The organism is Pseudomonas sp. NY15364 (genome assembly GCF_048068235.1).
Classification (GTDB): Bacteria; Pseudomonadota; Gammaproteobacteria; order Pseudomonadales; family Pseudomonadaceae; genus Aquipseudomonas; species Aquipseudomonas mendocina_D.
Map to the genome: position 1 here is coordinate 121,721 of NZ_JBLUPX010000006.1, position 16,930 is coordinate 138,650.

Consider the following 16,930-nt stretch of genomic DNA (forward strand, 5'->3'; position numbering starts at 1 on the left):
GCCGGCCACAAGCCGGCTTTTTTATTGCCCGAAGAAATCCGACAAGATCCTACAGCACTAGCAAATACGGGCCCTGCAGCTTAGCATTCGTCCTAAGACATCCAGTAACCATCCATAAAATCCGCGACCAAGGTGTGGGTCAAAGTGTGGGTCGAGGGGTGTGGGTTGGAGTAGGAGCGAGTAATGGGCAAGCTGACCAGCAAGACCGTGGAGTCGATAGCCAAGGCTGCAACGCCAGGAAAAACCAATGATGGCGATGGCCTGTACTTCCAGGTATCCAAGAGCGGCGGCACCAGCTGGATCTTCCGCTACAAGCTGGATGGCCGCAGCCGCGAAATGGGGCTAGGCCCCTTCCCAACCGTCACACTCAGCCAAGCCCGGCAGTTGGCCGCCGATCAACGCAAGCTTCTAGCTTCCGGAAGCGACCCACTGGCAACCCGCGATGCAGCAAAGGAAGCCAAGCGCGAAGCCGAACGCCAGGCTGCAGCACGTCGCACGACGTTCGAAGATCTCGCTCGCGAATACCAACAAGCACACGGCAGCAGTTGGTCTGAGAAGTGGCGGAAAGGCTGGCTGCGCAAACTGGAGCTCTACGCCTTCCCGACCATGGGCAAGTTGTCGGCCGACATCATCAGCACCGAGCATGTGCTTGCTGCATTGCAACCCATCTGGGTAACCAAGACACGGACTGCTGATGAAATCAGGGGCCAGATCGAGCAAATACTGGATGCAGCCAAGACTCGGCGTTTACGCGAGGGAGACAATCCTGCCCGCTGGCGCGGGCACTTGGACAACTTGCTGAGCAAGGCAGAGAAGAAGAAGGCCAGGCAGCGCCAGCACTTCCCAGCACTGCAGTGGAAAGACACTCCGAAGCTGATATCCACCCTGGCCAACATCGATACACGTGACGCCATCGCAACCAGGTTGCTGATTCTGACCGGTGCTCGTTACCACATGATCCAACATGCTCAATGGTCTGAGTTTGACCTCGAAACTGGCACTTGGGCACTGCCGGCTGAGCGCATGAAGATGCGAAAACCTTTCGTCATTCCTCTATCACCCCCGGTAGTCGAGATGCTGAATATCATGAATACGACTCATTCAACATATCTTTTCCCTGGGCAAGGGAAGAATGGTGTCATGCATGGCAACGCCATACGCAACCTGCTGCACAAGCTGGGGTATGCAGACATCACGAGACATGGCTTTCGATCGACCTTCCGGGACTGGGCAAACGAATGCACCAACTACCCGCGAGAGGTATGCGAGCTTGCGCTTGCCCATGATGAACGCGACCAGACCGAGGCGGCCTATTCGCGCTCCGACCTTCTGGAGAAGCGCAGGGCACTGATGGCGGAATGGGCCAAGTTCTGCACGAGCAAGAAGTGACCCACAGCAAGCCCAAAGCAGCCGGTAACAACAGACAGAAACCGGCCAATAGCGGGCGCTCATGCATGGGGTTAGCGGACCCTCTTTGAGGGTTGGGGGTATCAAAAACCGGGGCGATTCTCACACGGTTGCCAAAGTGAGAAATGAGGCGCTGCGCTATCACAAGAAAGTCGCCCCCAACAGGCTTAGATGAAAGGACTTCGGGGAGCGAGGCCCCCTAGTTCGCTACCGACTACCCACGTAAAGCTGGGAAGGGTCAGAGGGGCTCCTGAATCCCACGATGGAGGTGTTTAAGTTTCACTGCCATCACTACTTCCATCATTTACTACCAAGCAGCTGGTTCGGTTACGCCAATAACCAGGCGAGCACTTATTCCAGCGGCTGAAGGCGCGCGAGAAACTGGCGCCATCGGCATAGCCTAGGCGTTGGGCGATGCTGCCCAGATCCAGGCGTGAGTCGAGCAGCAGGCGTTCGGCCAGGCGGCGCTTGATCTGTTCGTTGAGCTGCTGGAAGGAGTGCCCCTCGGCGGCCAGGCGGCGGTGCAGGGTGCGTTCGGACAGCCCCAGGTGCTGGGCCACGGTGCGGCTGGTGAGCAGGCTGGCCGAGTCGCGGATCACTACCTGCTGCACCAGACGGGCCGTCGGCGGGGCGACCAGATCATGGGAAATCTCGTTGCACAGGCGCTCGCACAATTGTTCGCCTTCAAGCTGGGCGCTGATATGCGCCTGCGGCAGGTTGAGGTGCAGTTCGGCGTTGCTGAACAGGATGCCGTCGCGCGGCGCACCGAAGCGCACCGGGTAGGGGAAGTCACGTTGCAGGGCTTCCAGGTCGCCCGGAGCCGCGGCCGTCATTTCTACCGCCAGGGGCACGGCCGGGCGCTGAAGCAGTTCGGCCGTCACGCTCAGGCAACCGGCTAGGCCGCGCTCGATCACGAAGCGCCGGGCGTCCTGTGGCAGTACGCTGGCATCGAAAAGCAACCAAGTGCCGCGCTTGTCGGTTTCGATGCGGGCCGGGCAGAGAGTGAGGGCGAGCAGCTGATAGCGCTGGAAGGCGGCGAAGGCCTCGTCGAGCGTGCGGCTGGCCAGCATGGTGAAGCCCAGCAGTCCGAGCGAGGTCAGGTGGTAGTGCTTGCCTGCGACAAAACCCAGGCCGGGGCGGCCAGCGTGTTCCAGCAGGTTGCGGATCACCGCCAGCTCCTGCCAGGCCTCGATCTGCGCATTGGATTGTTGCAGCGCATCCGTGGCGATGGCGCTGCCGAGCAGGCAGGTTGCTGGGCCCACGCCCTGAGCGCGGGCGACTTCGAGCAGGTAGCGCACGCCGGTCAGCGGGCGGCTCTGGCGCCAGTTCATCGCAGGCCTCTTGTTTGGCAGTAGTTAACAATTTTTGGCGGTAATTATCATAGATCGTTCAGCCGCTCGCGTCGCATTCTGCTGCCACGTCCAACAGCCTGAGTCCCTGCCATGAACGAATTCATCTACGCCCTGCCCAGCCACAACCGTGCGGCCGACTATCGCCATATCCAGGTCACCCCGACCACCGGCGCCATCGGCGCGGATGTCGAGGGGCTCGACCTGAAGAGCCTGAGCGAGGAGGGCTATGCCGAGCTGCGCCAGGCCCTGCTAGCGCACAAGGTGGTCTTCATCCGCGAGCAGGAGCTGAGCCCCGCCGATCTGGAACGGGTCACCCAGCAGTTCGGCGAGTTCGGCCGTGAGCCCTATGTGAAGACCATGGCCGAGCACCCGCACGTGGTGCAGGTAGTCAAGGAAGCTGACGAGAAGGCGCCCTTCGTGTTCGGCGGTGCCTGGCATACCGACTGGACCTTCCAGGAGCGTCCGCCGGCCTTCACCCTGCTCTATGGCCACGACATCCCGCCCTTTGGCGGGGACACCTGCTACGCCAACATGGCGCTGGCCTACGAGTGGCTGTCGCCGGGCATGCAGGCGCTGCTGGAAAACCTCAACGCAATCCACAGTCCCGAGCGCGCCTACGGCGTTGGCGCCAACCACAATGCGCTGCTGGAGAACATGGCGATCAACTTCGGCAACGATACTTCCGCGGACACCCGCAGCCATCCGCTGGTGACCCGCCATCCGGAAACCGGCAAGAAGGTGCTGTTCGTCAACCCGGGTTACACCGTGGGCATCGAGGGGCTGCGCTCGGAAGAGTCCAAGCCGCTGCTCGACTACCTGTTCAGCCTGGCCACATCGCCGGCCTTCACCTGCCGCATGCGCTGGCGCCAGGGCACCCTGGCCATCTGGGACAACCGCAGCACCTGGCACCTGCCGATTTCCGACTACCACGGCATGCGCCGCGAGATGTTCCGGACCACCGTGGTCGGCGAGGTGCCCAGCCGATGAGCCAAGCATTGGGTGTCAGTGAATATCTGCAGGCCGCCGCCGACCATCTGGCCGAGGCGCGCAGTCGGCGCCAGCCCGGCCCGCTGGTCAGCGAGCGCTTCGCCCTGAAAGGTCTGGACGACGCCTATCAGGTGCAGGCCGTGGGCATGCGTCAGGCCCTGGAACAGGGCCGGCACCTGAGCGGCGCCAAGGCCGGGCTCACCTCGGCGACCCTGCGCGCCGCGCTCAAGGTCGAGGAACCGGTGTATGGCTGGCTGTTCGCCGATACCGCCTGCCGCTCGGGCGAGAGCATCGCCTGGGAACGGCTGCTGCAGCCCCGGGCGGAGATCGAGCTGGCTGTGGTGCTGGGGCAGGATCTGCCGGCAGGTGAGATCGAGCTGGAGCAGCTGCTGACCGGCATAGCCGGAGTGGTACCGGCGCTGGAGATCAATGACTCGGCCTTCGAGGGCTGGAAACTGACCCTGCTCGACGCGGTTGCCGACAACCTGTCGTCCGGGCTCTATGTGCTGGGCGAACAGGTGGTGCCGCTGGCGCAGCTGGCGGGGCAGACGCTGAGTGCCGAGTTGCAACGCAATGGCGAGTCGGTGCACTCCGCTATCGAGTTGTCCCTGTCCGACTGCCTGGCCACGGCCCTGTGGCTGGCGCGCAAGCGGGCCAGCCTGGGCCAGCCGCTGCGTGCTGGCGATGTGCTGCTCACCGGCGCCCAGGCGCCGATGCTGGAACTGGCGCGCGGCGACCGCCTGAGCTTCCGTATCGGCGGGCTGGGTGAGGTAACGTGCGCGTTCATTTGAGGTTGCTCGCTTGATCGTAGTGCCCTGCGCCTTTGGTGCCATTCTCAACGATTGGTTGGCCAGCCTTGGTCTGTCTCGCCCTTCCGCCGCCCCGCGTGGGGTGGCGCTCTCACTCGAACAGTGGGAGGCGCAAGTGCATGCGGCGATTGCCTTGGCCCCTGGCCCCGCGCGCGGACTCGACATCGGTCGGCATGTGCGCCTGCAGCATGTCGGACCGCTGGGCTACCTGCTGGTCAACACCCGCACTCTGAGCGAGTTTTTCGAGACCTACCTGCTGCTGGATCAATGGTTTTATGGCTGCGACTGGGCCCAGGTCAGCGTCACACGGGAGCAGGTGGTCATCAGCTGGGACGAGCGCTTCGGGCGTCCCGACAGGCTGCTGGAGCAGCTGCATGTGATGGCCCTGCTCAGCGTAGTGCGCAGCGTTTGTCCGGCTGCCGGTCAGCCGCTGCGCATTGGCTTGATGGGCGCCGCCGAGGGTGAAGGCCTGGGCAACAAGTTCCTCGCCAATATCCGCGAGACCGACGCCATCGCCCACGTGGTGCGCTGCTTCGAAGACGAAAACGTCATCCACGTCGCCAACAGCGTCGACCCCAAGCGCGATATCGAGATCATCGACCTGGAACTGATCATGGCCGACCTCGACAGCTGCGAGAAGCAACTGCAGCGCGTCACCCGCAGCGCCAAGGGCGGCGACAAGGAAGCCGTGGCCCAGAAGGCCCTGCTGGAAAAGCTCATCCCCCACTTCACCGAAGGCAAGCCCGCACGCAGCCTGCTGAAGAACCTGGGTGACGACGACAAGCGCCTGGCCAAGACCTTCCACCTGCTCACCACCAAGCCGGTGATGTATATCGCCAACGTCGCCGAGGACGGCTTCGACAACAACCCGCACCTCGACGTGGTGCGCGCTATTGCCGAAGAAGAAGGCGCCATCGTGGTGCCGGTGTGCAACAAGATCGAAGCCGAGATCGCCGAACTGGACGATCTGGAAGAAATGCAGATGTTCCTGGAAACCATGGGCATGACCGAGCCGGGCCTCAACCGCGTGATCCGCGCCGGCTACCAGCTGCTCAACCTGCAGACCTACTTCACCGCCGGGGTCAAGGAAGTACGCGCCTGGACCGTGCGCATCGGCGCCACCGCCCCGCAGGCCGCCGCCGTGATCCACACCGACTTCGAAAAAGGCTTTATCCGCGCCGAAGTCATCAGCTATGACGACTTTATCCAGTACAAGGGCGAGGCTGGCGCCAAGGAGGCCGGCAAATGGCGCCTGGAAGGCAAGGAATACATCGTCAAGGATGGCGACGTGATGCACTTCCGCTTCAACGTCTAAACAGAAATTAGGATTTCACCGGATCTTACCGGATACGAAACCCCTTGAGGAATAAAGCCTTAAGGGGTTTTTCTTTTCCGAAAAGGTCCGAAAAGAATCTATACGATCCGCATATTTACCGGGTACGCTACCGGGTATCGAAAAATTCACCTCCCCATATAACCGGGTATACCAGGATTGAGCAGCCATGCCGCTTACCGATACCGAGTGCCGTACCGCCAAGCCCAAGGAAAAGCCCTACAAGCTCACAGATGGCAATGGCCTTTACCTTGAGGTGAAGCCTAACGGGGTTAAGGCATGGCGCTATCGGTTCGAGCTGAACGACGGAACTAGCAGGAAGGAAAGCGTGTTCGCGATTGGGGACTATGTAATCGCGCCCAAAGGGGAATCACCCGAGCACGCCGAAGAGCGCCGCAAAGGGCGCCGCTTCACTCTTGCAGAGGCACGCGATGAGCGCGTGAAAGCCCGTGCCCTAGTCATACAGGGCATCAATCCCGCGCACCACCGGCAACAGGAGCGGGTGAAGCGCGACCACGAGAAGGCCATTACGTTTGAAGCCGTCGCCAAAGAGTGGCTTTCACTGAAGGACTGGGAGGAGATCACCAAGTCCAGACGACTCAACATGCTTGAACGCGTCGTATTTCCCAAAATCGGTGAACTGCCGATCAAAGCCATCACCCCCATGCACATTCTTGAAGTGCTCAGAGCAGCCGCTCAAGATAATGGCCCATCTGTTGCCGCAGAGGCCAAGCGGAGCATGTCCGGAGTTTTCGAACTGGCAATTTCCACGTTGCGAGCCAGCACCGACCCGGTACACCCCGTTCGAAAAGCCCTGCCAGCCAACAAGACTCAGCACAAACGCCCTCTCTCCACCGAAGAAATTGGCCAACTGTTACGCGATGTCGAATCTCACGGCGGACGCCATGAGACCCTCTGCGCTTTCCAGCTCATGTGGCTGACTCTGTGCCGCCCCAATGAAGCTGTAGAGGCTCAGTGGGCAGAATTTGACCTGGAGAAGGCGCTTTGGCGCATTCCCGCCGAGCGGATGAAAAAGCGCAAAGAGCACACGGTGCCACTGCCGCGACAGGCAGTCGAAATACTGCGAGGCCTGCATTCCATCACAGGAAAATACACCCACGTATTTCCTCACCGCGACGTACGCACCCGCCCAATGGTTGCGGCCTCATTCCGCCAGATGCTCAACACCCTTGGCTGGGGAGGTAAATACAGCCCGCATGCCACGAGGACAACGGGCAGCACCAGACTCAATGAGATGGGCTATTCAGCAGACTGGATCGAAAGACAGCTCGCCCATACCGAGCAAAACGCTGTCCGCCGCACCTACAACCATGCCGAGTATTTGAGTGATCGAGCCATGATGATGCAGAGATGGGCGGACATGCTGGACAGCTGGAAAAAGGACTTAGGCTGAATGGAAAGAGACGTCGCTGATTACGAAAACATCGGCTGGCGCTTTCACCCGAATGCACCAACTACCCGAGAGAGGTTTGTGAGCTTGCGCTTGCCCATGATGAACGCGACCAGACCGAGGCGGCCTATTCGCGCTCCGACCTTCTGGAGAAGCGCAGTGCACTGATGGCGGAATGGGCCAAGTTCTGCACGAGCAAGAAGTGACCCACAGCAAGCCCAAAGCAGCCGGTAACAACAGGCAGTTCCCCACGCATAGGCCACGCATGCCGCATTAGGATCATTAGGATCATTAGGATCATTAGGATCATTAGGATCGGGCGAACCCTGGGTGAGAAGAACGGCTCTAGGCAGCCACTCTGCTATGTCGACAGCCGGCCTAATAAATTAGCACCGCCCATTTACAGCGATAGCTGCACCTGTGATTGCACTAGCCTCCTGAGAGGCTAAAAATACGATCACATTAGCGACCTGCTCTGGCGTAACCCAGCGGGTGGCATCCGCATCAGGCATATCGAGGCGGTTCTGCGGGGTATCGATGATCGATGGCATGATCGCATTGACCGTGATGCGCTGATCTTTCAACTCTTCGGCCAACGCCTCCGTAAGGCGCATCACCCCGGACTTTGCTGCAGCATAGGCCCCCATGCCTAGGCTGGCCTTACTGGCCGCTCCGGCTGCAATGTTGATAATGCGCCCGGCTTCGGCTTTCTTCAGGTGTGTCAGCGCGGCCATGCTAGCCGTTGCGGCAGTGCGCACGTTCATTTGATACATCAAATCCCAGGTCGCAAGATCGCCGCCCTCGATGGTCTCCCAGCGAAAACCACCCGCCACGTTGATGAGCGCATCTAATCCTTGAAAATGCTGCTGCACCTGCTGCATTGCACAATTTGCCATGTGCAGATCGGTTAGATCGACCGCGCCGATAAGCAGTTTTTCAGAGCGCGCCGTGTCGGCCAGGGGTCGCGGCACGCTGGCCTGATCAATCAGGGCCACCCGCCAACCATTGGCCGCGAACGCCTCGCCTACCGCTATACCTAGACAACCGAATCCACCGCTAATTGCGACTACTTTACTCACGCTTATTCTCCTTGAAGTGGACTACACCAGGGCTGCACTGAGCACTGAGCCCCGGCACGAGTGGTCAGCTAGGTTGCCACTATTGCCGTGCAGAACCTGTCGCCGAGCCGACAAGTGGGCACAGTCAAGAGTGCTAACTTGCCTGGTCGCTGAGTCGCTGAAAGCCATCAGCCGCTCAACTTTCTTGAGTCGAGAGAAAAGGATCGCGCGCAATGAATCTGATCGTGTTTGCCATACCGATTTTTTTAACCACCACCTTGCTGGAAGCATGGCTGGCGCACCGCCGCGGGCTAGCGGCGTATTCCATACCTGATGCCATCAGCAGCTACCAATATGGTCTATTGAGCCAGGTGGTTGGGGCGTTCACCAAGTTGGCGAAACTGGGCGTTTACACTCTGGTATTCGAAGCCTACCGCGCCACGACCTTGCCTAGCGATAGCCTGTGGGTATGGGTCGGAGCCCTTGTGGCCTACGACTTTTTCTACTACTGGCATCACCGTATGAACCATGAAATTGGCTTGCTGTGGGCCGGGCACGTATCGCATCACTCTTCCGAGTACTTCAACCTGGCAACAGCCTTACGCCAGTCCTCGACGAGCGCACTTCTGGGCTGGATATTCTATCTACCGATGGCAGTGGCCGGTGTGCCGCCCAGCGTGTTTGCCGGGGTGTTGCTGATCGACTTGCTTTACCAGTACTGGGTGCATACCGAGGTAATTGGTCGTTTGGGCTGGCTTGATCGCATCTTCGTCACACCCTCAAACCATCGCGTCCATCATGGGCAAAATGACTACTGCATGGACACAAACTACGGGGGCATTCTGATTCTCTGGGATCGCCTATTCGGTACCTTCGCCGAGGAGCGCAAGGACGAGAAGGTCATCTACGGCGTGCGCACACCGTTGCAGAGCCTTAACCCATTCTGGGGCAACATGCATTACTACATTGAGCTCTGGCAGAAATCCAAAGCCACCCCGGGCTGGCGGGCTAAACTTGGCGTCTGGCTGGCACCACCTGGTGGCTGGCACGATGAGGCGAGCGAGCCTTACGAGCCGTCGCAGTTTAAGTATTACGATCCGTGTACACCCGATGCGGTCAAACGCTATGCGGTAGTGCATCAGGTGCTTGCAATGTTGTTCCTCATGCATTTTCTGACGCTAGTCAACACCTTGCCGAAGACCTTACTGGCACTCTACGCCGCTGGCTTTGCCATTTCGGCAATCTCTCTCACGTCACTATTGGAAGGACGTGCCAATGCACGGCGTTTTGAGCAGTGCCGTGTCATAGGACTGGGCATTGCCTTTGCTGCTCTACCTGACTGGTTCGGTTTTAGTATGCCCATCGCACTCAAGCTGATGTTATTGGTTGTAATGCTAGGCAGCGCTGCATGGCTCAGCCGCACTTCCTTCAAACCTGCTGCTTTGTGGACTTCCCAATGAATGCCGATGCCATTTCCGACTTGATCTTGGCTGTGGTTGCCTTTTCCATTGCCTTTGTCCAGCTGCGCCAGCGCCCTGCTCTAGCCATTGGTTGCGGCCTGATCGGCCTGGCGGCAGCGATTGGTACACTGCATTACCAGTATGGTGAGTTGTTCGCCGGCCCACATCGCTTTACCGGCCTGGTTGCCGCCAGCGCAGGTTTCCCGCTGCTGGTCATTGCACTGCGCTGGCCAGATGACTCTGTTGCTCAGCGCATCACGGCCGCAGGGCGCTTCGCGCTCTTGGTTGGGAGCTTCGGGGTGGTGATTAGCGTGTCGGGATTTGACACCTGGCGCATGCTGGTGCCTCTTGGCTCTGTCTTGTTAATCTGTGCCACAGCCTTAGTGACGCGGCGGGTAATGCCACTCGGGGCGGCGCTAGTGTTCATCGTTAGTCTAGCGGCCGGTGCAACCGGTGAAGAGATGCTCGGACCGCTATCTGGCATCCAATGGCTGCACTACTTGCTGTCTTTAGCCCTGCTGCTGCTGCACCGGGATAGGGTGGTGCCGCTGTTAGCTGCGAGCCGTTAATTCGGCTTCCCCTGCATCCCATATCTTGGGAAACTGTCGAATGTGGTTAAGACCCAACATCGATGTTTCCAAGGTTTCCAAATGCAAAACATAGATGACGCAGCCCATCAGACAATCTACCGCCTGCGCGAGGCAGATGACTGGTTCGCAAGCTTGCCGGGGGAAGTGCAAGACAAAATCATCCAGTCTTCCGTATTGCGCCACTATCGCAAAGGGCAGGTGATCACTGCCCAAGGCAGCCGACCGACTGCAGCCTCAGTAGTGCTTGAGGGGCGCGTGCGGGTTTCGCGGCTGCTATTCGAGGGTGAGGAGAAGCTTTATATGATTGGCGAGAGAGGATTTTGGTTCAACTTCCTCGACCTGATTACAGGCGAAAAGGCCGATGTGGCTGTGATCGCCGATACCAATGTGCAATTACTAATGCTGCCTCTGCAGCAATTCGAGCGAATCCTTGAAGAGGAACCTCTCTATTGCAAGGCAATTACACTTTTTATTGCCAAGCGCTATGCCGCTTTTATGCGGCACTTTGCCGATGGCCAGATGATCGTGCCGCTGCAACGGCTGCGTACAGGTTTAGCAGAACTGTTGTTGCTGCAACCACAGGCAACAGGCTCTGAGGAAGTTATTTTGAATGTTTCTCAGGCGGATTTAGCCTCCATACTTGGTTCTTCCCGCCAGACTATCAACGGGCTGCTAAAACAACTGGAAAAGGCGGGACTGATTAAGATCGGTTTTCGGCATATTCGAGTAATTGATCCAGCTGGGCTTTCTGAGCACGCGGCTAACTGAGCCGGCACTAATCTCGATGTAATTTTCGCAGGGCCGAGTGCATCGCTGTTGATCATGAGTGGACTCACCACCTGACTTCATCAGTACCACCTGACCACAATGCTAGAGGTGAACCGGCCCTATCAATAGCCCCGGCTTTCCTAGAGACCTTTGGGCCTAATAACTGCCCCCGCACGAGGGCCGCTTGGTCACCAATCAAAGACTGCTTTTGGCCGACTCCAGCCAGTTCGCACTCAGTTAGCGCTGCTGAAAAGCAGCCATTCGATTCAAAAAAATCTCAACCACACATTACTGCAATGACATCCGCACCAAAGAGGTTCCCCCCATGTCATTGCAGTGCCCTCGCTGTCACTCCCCCAAAGTCGCTTCGTTCCATCACGCCATGAAAACCGGCGCGGCCATCGGCGCTGTCGGCGGCCTCGCACGCGGCATCAGTGCTGCTCTGGCAGGCGGCAAGGCCGGCGCAGCACTCGGCGTAATTGCCGGCCCTGTAGGTATCACACTCGGCTCGGCATCCGGCGCCATTCTCGGTGGCCTGGTCGGAGGCGTCGGTGGTTGTGCGCTCGGCGCTCAGCTCGGCGAGTCACTCGACCGTCACGTCCTGGCCCACAACCTCTGCCTGATCTGCGGTCATCGCTTCAACCTGCCGACCTGATCCGGCCACCGCTCTCCTCTTCCTTCTCCATCACTGATTGCCGGTGCTGCGCCATGCGCAGCGCTTTTTGCCGGCCTGCACCTAAAGGAAACTCGTCATGGCTCATCAAATCGAACAAATGGCCTACGTTGGCGCTACTCCGTGGCACGGCTTGGGCAACAACCTGCCGCAGAAACAGCCCATCGAAGTCTGGCAACGCGAAGCCGGTATGGACTGGCAGATCCTGGAAAGCCCCGTGCACTTCAAGTCGGACGCCATCGGCCATCTGGGCGCGATACATTCTTTCCCCGAACAGAAGGTGCTCTACCGTTCGGACACCAAGGCACCGCTGTCGGTGGTCTCGCAGCGCTACCACACCGTGCAGCCAAAGGATGTTCTGGAGTTCTACCGAGACCTGACCGAAGTGTCTGGCTACGAGCTGGAAACCGCTGGGGTGCTCAAGGGCGGCCGCAAGTTCTGGGCGCTGGCACGTACCGGGCAGAACGCTGCGCTCAAGGGCAACGACCAGGTGAATGGCTACCTATTGTTGGCCACTTCCTGTGACGGCACCCTGGCTACCACAGCAACGCCCACCACCATTCGTGTGGTCTGCAACAACACGTTGACCATCGCTTTGGACGGCCACAGCCGTGCGATCAAGGTGCCGCACAGCACCCGCTTCGACGGCGATCTGGTCAAGAAGCAGCTCGGTATCGCCGTCTCGCAATGGGATGACTTCATGTACCGCATGCGCCACCTGGCTGAACGCAAGGTGCAGTGGCATGAAGCACTGGGCTTCTTCATGAGCGTGATGTGCGAGACCAGCCCGACCGGCGCACTACCGGAGCAACTGACCAACGAGCGCGCCCTGCGCAAAGTGCAGGAGCTGTACGAAGGCCGTGGTCGCGGTAGCCAGCTGGACTCGGCACGCGGCACCGCCTGGGGCCTGCTCAATGCCGTGACCGAGTACGTCGATCACGAGCGCCGGGCACGCAGCACTGAGTACCGCCTCGATTCAGCCTGGTTCGGCCAGGGTGCCCAGATCAAACAGCGCGCATTGGATACAGCCCTGCAATTGGTCGCCTGACCTTTTACCCACCCCATAACGCCCGACCCGCTTTGTTGCAGGTCGGGCGTTTCTATTTCTGCAAGGTGAACGCTATGAAAGCTACTTCATTGAATCGCAGCACCAGCAAGTCCCGTCCGGCTCTGCGCCTGGTCAGCACCAAGGAGCTGCCACGCGAGGACTGGCTGCAGATCCGCAAGCAAGGCATCGGCAGTTCGGATGCTGCCGCAGCCGTAGGACTCAACCCCTACAAGTCGCAGCTGGAACTCTGGATGGAGAAGACCGGTCGCGATGCTGGCATGCCCAAGGCTGATCCTCAGGATGAGGAAAGCCCGATGTACTGGGGCAACGTGCTGGAGCCTATCGTCGCTTGGCACTACAGCAAGCGCACCAAGAACAAGGTACGGCGCATCAACGCAGTGCTGCAGCATCCCGACGCCGAGCTGCCCTGGATGCTCGCCAACATCGACCGCGAGGTGATCGGTGCCGACGATGTGCAGATTCTCGAATGCAAGACAGCCGGCATAAACGGGGCACGCCTCTGGAAAGAGGGCGTGCCAGAGTATGTACAGCTGCAGGTAATGCACCAGCTCGCCGTCACCGGCAAGCAGGCTGCTGATGTAGCGGTGCTACTCGGTGGTCAAACGCTGGAGATCCACCGCATCGAGCGGGACGAGCAGATGATCGCTCGTCTGATCGAGCTGGAGCGCAAGTTCTGGCACTACGTGGAGACTGATACGCCACCACCGGCCGATGGCACCGCTTCGTCAGAGTCAGCGCTGCGCTGCCTCTATCCAGAGGACAACGGCCAGGTCGTCGACTTCAGCCAGCATGCAGGACTCGCTGCGGCTTACATCGAGCTGAAAGCCGTGCGCCAGTCGATTGCCGACAAGGAAAAGCGCGAGGCCGAGCTCAAGCAGATGCTGCAGCAGGCCATGGGCGATGCCAGTCACGCGGAGTTTTCCAGCGGCTCTGTCAGCTGGCGCAAAGCCAAGGACAGCATCGGCCTCGATGTCGCTCAACTACTCAAGGACAAGCCCTACCTGCAGGCCAAGTACCCACTGCTGAAACCGGGTGCACGACGCTTCCTGGTCGGCTGAAACCCAACTTCTCCAACCATTCCCTCCCCTTGGCCAGTCCATGCAGTTCGCGCTGCGTGGCTGGCTTTTTTTCATTTTCAGGAGAGTCACCATGCTCAAAGGTCTGGCTATCACTCCGCCGATACTCGGGCGGATTTCCATCGGCAAGGTCATCGAGAAGAACGGCAAGCGACTGCCGGAGAAGGATGACCAATTCACCATCACTTCCCAGGTGCAAGGCAAGGACGGCTGGTTGCTGCACCCGCTCAATGACGAGCTGCGTCAGGGCAAGGACGACAAGCTGCGCAGCATTCCGGTACGCCTGCTGTTCAACGAACCGGAGCTGAATTTCCGGGCTGACTACACACTGTTCGACCGGCAATCGGGTCGGCCGGTTTGCGTCGGCAATGGAGAGACCTGTAAGCGGGTTACCCAGGACGGTATGCAGTCGTTGCCTTGCCCTTCACCGGATGCCTGCCCACTCGCCAAAGGCGGTGCCTGCAAGCCCTATGGCCGACTGAATGTGGTCATTGGCGATGAGGATCCGCTGGGCAGCTTCGTGTTTCGCACCACTGGCTTCAACAGCATCCGCACCCTGGCCGCTCGTCTGCATTACTTCCAGGCCATCTCCGGCAACCGTCTGGCCTGTCTACCGCTGGAGCTGCGTTTACGCGGGAAATCCACCCGACAAAGCCATGGCACGCCGATCTTCTACGTCGACCTGACGGTACGCGGCGGTGTGGACATGGCCGAGGCGCTGCTGGCCGCCAATGAGCTCGATGCGCAGCGGCAAGCAGCAGGTTTCGATCAGGCCGCACTGGATGAAGCGGCGCAGCGTGGCTTTGGCAATGGCGCCTTCGAGGACAGCGAGGAAGACGCTGGCGTCGTCGCCGAGGAGTTCTACCCCGCCGAAGAACCCCCATCTCCAGCCACCAACACTCCCCAGCGTTCTGCGAAAGCCAGCCTGGCCGAGAAGCTGGACGCACAAGCCCAGCGCCACACCCCACCGATCGATAACCATCAAGGAGCCCACCATGCGCCTGCACAAGCTGAAGGCCAGTGAATCGACAGGCACCTACCTGGTCGACTCACCGGTCACCGAAACTGACATCCTGCTGATGGCCCGACAGTTGGCGAATCTGCGTCTGCGCCGAGGGCGAGCACTGACCTCACCGAAGGAAGTGTTCGGCCACCTGCAGGCGCTGCTGGGCGATTACGAGCATGAGGTATTCGCCCTGCTTCTGCTCGACAGCCGGCACCGGGTGATCGTCTTTCACGAACTGTTCCGGGGCACCCTGGACAGCGCCTGCGTCTATCCCCGGGAAGTCGTCAAGGCGGCCCTGGAGCACAACGCCGCGGCAACCGTGCTGGTCCACAACCACCCTTCCGGTGATCCAGAACCCAGCCAATCAGATCTCACCCTGACTCACAACCTGCGGGAGGCCCTGAACCTGGTCGGGGTACGAACCCTGGACCATATCGTGGTGGGCCACGAGGGCTGCGTATCGCTGGCGGAACAGGGCTACCTGTGAGGAGAACACGACGATGAAGCTACTGCGGATCTTTGCTGCCGTGCTCATGTTCGCCGGCATCCTCGCCGGCTGCCTGACCCTTCTACTGCTGGTACTTCTGATGGTGCGCTTTCCACCACTGCTGATTGCCGTGGTGCTGGCATGCTGGATCGTCAATCGGTTGCTGAAATATTCACGAGGAGCACCTCGGTAAGCGGCATAATCAGTATGGGCAGTCGCAAGGCTGCCCATACTGGAACAGGAGTATTTTCTTTTTTCCCCTGTTCATCGGGCAATGCTGAATTTCTGGCAGTGTTTGACCAAGCCTCGCAGCCTTATGACGAACAGAGAACCCTGGGCCGCATTGGCCAAGCAGACGAGATTGGGGCCGCCGCGCTCTTCCTGGCGAGCGATGCGTCGAGCTACGTCAACGGCGCCGAACTGTTCGCGGACGGCGGCGCCTCCCAGACCTGAGCAGGCCACCAACCATTCGCTCCGGTTAACGCCGACCCTTAGGTGGATTTCTAAGGAAGCTGCATCGGTGTAGTGCTGGTGCGGATGCTGGACCGTCGCCGTGGTGTCGTGTTGCCGGTGCGGGTATACGTAGAGCCTCCAGGCGGAACCCCGGTAGCGTGTAAGGACTGACGCAAAGGGATCAGCAGATAGGCCATGCTCTAGGTGCCGCTGCGTACACATACATTCTTGGCACCGAACAAGTTCATTTGCTGGATCGGCCGCGACCTTTGCTATGGCGGCATTGTCCTCACGCTGGCCGGCGACGTTGCTTCTGGCGACCTTGGGAGACGGACCAATGCGGCGCCCGCGGCCAATGTGAGCTTGACCTACCTAACTTCAACTTCCTTAGGACACTCTGATGGATGAATTTTCTGGTTCGTTAATCGATCATCTGGGTATTGGTGTTTCGGACATTTCACATGCTCGCGCCTTCTACGAACAAGCGCTGAAGCCGCTGGGGATTACCCTCCTCGCGAGCATAGAAGCCCCCCTCCGTAATCAGCTTCTCGGAGATTGGGCTTCGGCTGTTCTGGCAAGCCATTTCTCTGGGTGCATGCCACCACCTCCCCTAGCATCGGGGCGCATATAACTTTGATCGCCCAGAGTCATGAGGCAGTCGACGCGTTCCATGCGGCCGGGCTGGTCGCTGGGGGTCAAGACAACGGAGCGCCAGGAATCAGGTCCCATTACCACGCCGGATATTACGCGGCCTATGTGCTAGGCCCTGATGAGGTAAATCTGGAAGCCGTCCGCCAAGCATCAGATTGAGAGCTTCAGCTACGAACGAAGTAGCTGCCCGGGGGCGTTATCGTTGATTCCAGAAAATTCGGCTTGATGCGCACCGACTAATCAGCCATTTCCTGCAAAGACTCAGCTATCTGAGTCCCTGTTTTAGGGTTTTGTCGGGGCGTTTTTTCCCACGCCGACAGAATTGAACTGTCGGAAACCA

Annotated in this window: 16 protein-coding genes and 3 pseudogenes; 17 read left to right on the forward strand and 2 right to left on the reverse strand. The window is 59.5% G+C overall.

Annotation, left to right across the window (positions count from 1 at the left end; genetic code table 11):
- Positions 1-183 precede the first annotated feature (183 nt).
- Positions 184-1,389 (forward strand): tyrosine-type recombinase/integrase, encoded by a 1,206-nt coding sequence (locus ACNFCJ_RS07580; protein ID WP_092377768.1) that lies wholly within the window; start codon positions 184-186, stop codon positions 1,387-1,389.
- Positions 1,390-1,679: 290 nt separating this feature from the next.
- Here ACNFCJ_RS07580 and ACNFCJ_RS07585 read toward each other — a convergent pair whose 3' ends face one another.
- Positions 1,680-2,738, reverse strand: coding sequence for an AraC family transcriptional regulator (locus tag ACNFCJ_RS07585; RefSeq protein WP_092377772.1), 1,059 nt, complete (start codon positions 2,736-2,738; stop codon positions 1,680-1,682).
- A 111-nt stretch (positions 2,739-2,849) separates the two neighbouring features.
- Here ACNFCJ_RS07585 and ACNFCJ_RS07590 point away from each other — a divergent pair, with 111 nt between their 5' ends.
- The 6 genes and pseudogenes from ACNFCJ_RS07590 to ACNFCJ_RS07615 form a co-directional block, all read left to right on the forward strand.
- On the forward strand, positions 2,850-3,746 hold the full coding sequence (locus ACNFCJ_RS07590) for a TauD/TfdA dioxygenase family protein (RefSeq protein WP_092377775.1): 897 nt from the start codon (positions 2,850-2,852) through the stop codon (positions 3,744-3,746).
- The gene (locus tag ACNFCJ_RS07595; RefSeq protein ID WP_092377778.1) at positions 3,743-4,537 is read left to right on the forward strand and encodes a 2-keto-4-pentenoate hydratase; all 795 of its coding nucleotides are present in this window, start codon (positions 3,743-3,745) and stop codon (positions 4,535-4,537) included. The genes ACNFCJ_RS07590 and ACNFCJ_RS07595 overlap by 4 nt, the downstream gene beginning before the upstream one ends.
- A 100-nt stretch (positions 4,538-4,637) precedes the next feature.
- Positions 4,638-4,955, forward strand: a pseudogene (locus ACNFCJ_RS07600) (AraC family transcriptional regulator ligand-binding domain-containing protein); the annotation flags it as partial.
- Between the two features lie 48 nt (positions 4,956-5,003).
- Positions 5,004-5,870: pseudogene (gene ychF / locus ACNFCJ_RS07605) on the forward strand (redox-regulated ATPase YchF); the annotation flags it as partial.
- 187 nt (positions 5,871-6,057) lie between these two features.
- The gene (locus tag ACNFCJ_RS07610) at positions 6,058-7,302 is read left to right on the forward strand and encodes a tyrosine-type recombinase/integrase (RefSeq protein ID WP_042855650.1); all 1,245 of its coding nucleotides are present in this window, start codon (positions 6,058-6,060) and stop codon (positions 7,300-7,302) included.
- Positions 7,303-7,352: 50 nt separating this feature from the next.
- A pseudogene (locus tag ACNFCJ_RS07615) lies at positions 7,353-7,505 on the forward strand (integrase); the annotation flags it as partial.
- A 180-nt stretch (positions 7,506-7,685) separates the two neighbouring features.
- Here ACNFCJ_RS07615 and ACNFCJ_RS07620 read toward each other — a convergent pair.
- Entirely contained in the window at positions 7,686-8,378 is a 693-nt protein-coding gene (locus tag ACNFCJ_RS07620) for an SDR family NAD(P)-dependent oxidoreductase (protein ID WP_021219117.1), read from the reverse strand.
- A 212-nt stretch (positions 8,379-8,590) separates the two neighbouring features.
- Here ACNFCJ_RS07620 and ACNFCJ_RS07625 point away from each other — a divergent pair, with 212 nt between their 5' ends.
- The 10 genes from ACNFCJ_RS07625 (at position 8,591) to ACNFCJ_RS07670 (ending at position 15,939) form a co-directional block, all read left to right on the forward strand.
- Complete coding sequence (locus ACNFCJ_RS07625; protein ID WP_043241603.1) at positions 8,591-9,817, forward strand: sterol desaturase family protein; 1,227 nt, start codon at positions 8,591-8,593, stop codon at positions 9,815-9,817.
- Positions 9,814-10,386, forward strand: coding sequence for a hypothetical protein (locus ACNFCJ_RS07630; RefSeq protein WP_021219115.1), 573 nt, complete (start codon positions 9,814-9,816; stop codon positions 10,384-10,386). The genes ACNFCJ_RS07625 and ACNFCJ_RS07630 overlap by 4 nt, the downstream gene beginning before the upstream one ends.
- A gap of 81 nt (positions 10,387-10,467) precedes the next feature.
- The gene (locus ACNFCJ_RS07635; RefSeq protein WP_313404646.1) at positions 10,468-11,175 is read left to right on the forward strand and encodes a Crp/Fnr family transcriptional regulator; all 708 of its coding nucleotides are present in this window, start codon (positions 10,468-10,470) and stop codon (positions 11,173-11,175) included.
- A 325-nt stretch (positions 11,176-11,500) separates the two neighbouring features.
- Complete coding sequence (locus ACNFCJ_RS07640) at positions 11,501-11,830, forward strand: hypothetical protein (protein ID WP_042855647.1); 330 nt, start codon at positions 11,501-11,503, stop codon at positions 11,828-11,830.
- Positions 11,831-11,927: 97 nt separating this feature from the next.
- On the forward strand, positions 11,928-12,896 hold the full coding sequence (locus ACNFCJ_RS07645) for a DUF932 domain-containing protein (RefSeq protein ID WP_416770657.1): 969 nt from the start codon (positions 11,928-11,930) through the stop codon (positions 12,894-12,896).
- A gap of 74 nt (positions 12,897-12,970) precedes the next feature.
- Entirely contained in the window at positions 12,971-13,975 is a 1,005-nt protein-coding gene (locus tag ACNFCJ_RS07650) for a YqaJ viral recombinase family protein (protein ID WP_394595400.1), read from the forward strand.
- A 91-nt stretch (positions 13,976-14,066) separates the two neighbouring features.
- Positions 14,067-15,017 (forward strand): hydrolase or metal-binding protein, encoded by a 951-nt coding sequence (locus ACNFCJ_RS07655; RefSeq protein WP_394595401.1) that lies wholly within the window; start codon positions 14,067-14,069, stop codon positions 15,015-15,017.
- Positions 14,989-15,486: a RadC family protein gene (gene radC / locus ACNFCJ_RS07660; RefSeq protein ID WP_394595402.1), complete on the forward strand. Its 498-nt coding sequence runs from the start codon at positions 14,989-14,991 to the stop codon at positions 15,484-15,486. Before ACNFCJ_RS07655 ends, radC begins: the two co-directional genes overlap by 29 nt.
- Before the next feature lie 13 nt (positions 15,487-15,499).
- On the forward strand, positions 15,500-15,679 hold the full coding sequence (locus ACNFCJ_RS07665; protein WP_394595403.1) for a hypothetical protein: 180 nt from the start codon (positions 15,500-15,502) through the stop codon (positions 15,677-15,679).
- Positions 15,680-15,693: 14 nt separating this feature from the next.
- Positions 15,694-15,939 carry an SDR family oxidoreductase gene (locus tag ACNFCJ_RS07670; protein ID WP_256203226.1) on the forward strand — a complete coding sequence of 82 codons (246 nt, stop codon included), beginning with the start codon at positions 15,694-15,696 and terminating at the stop codon, positions 15,937-15,939.
- Positions 15,940-16,930: the final 991 nt, after the last annotated feature.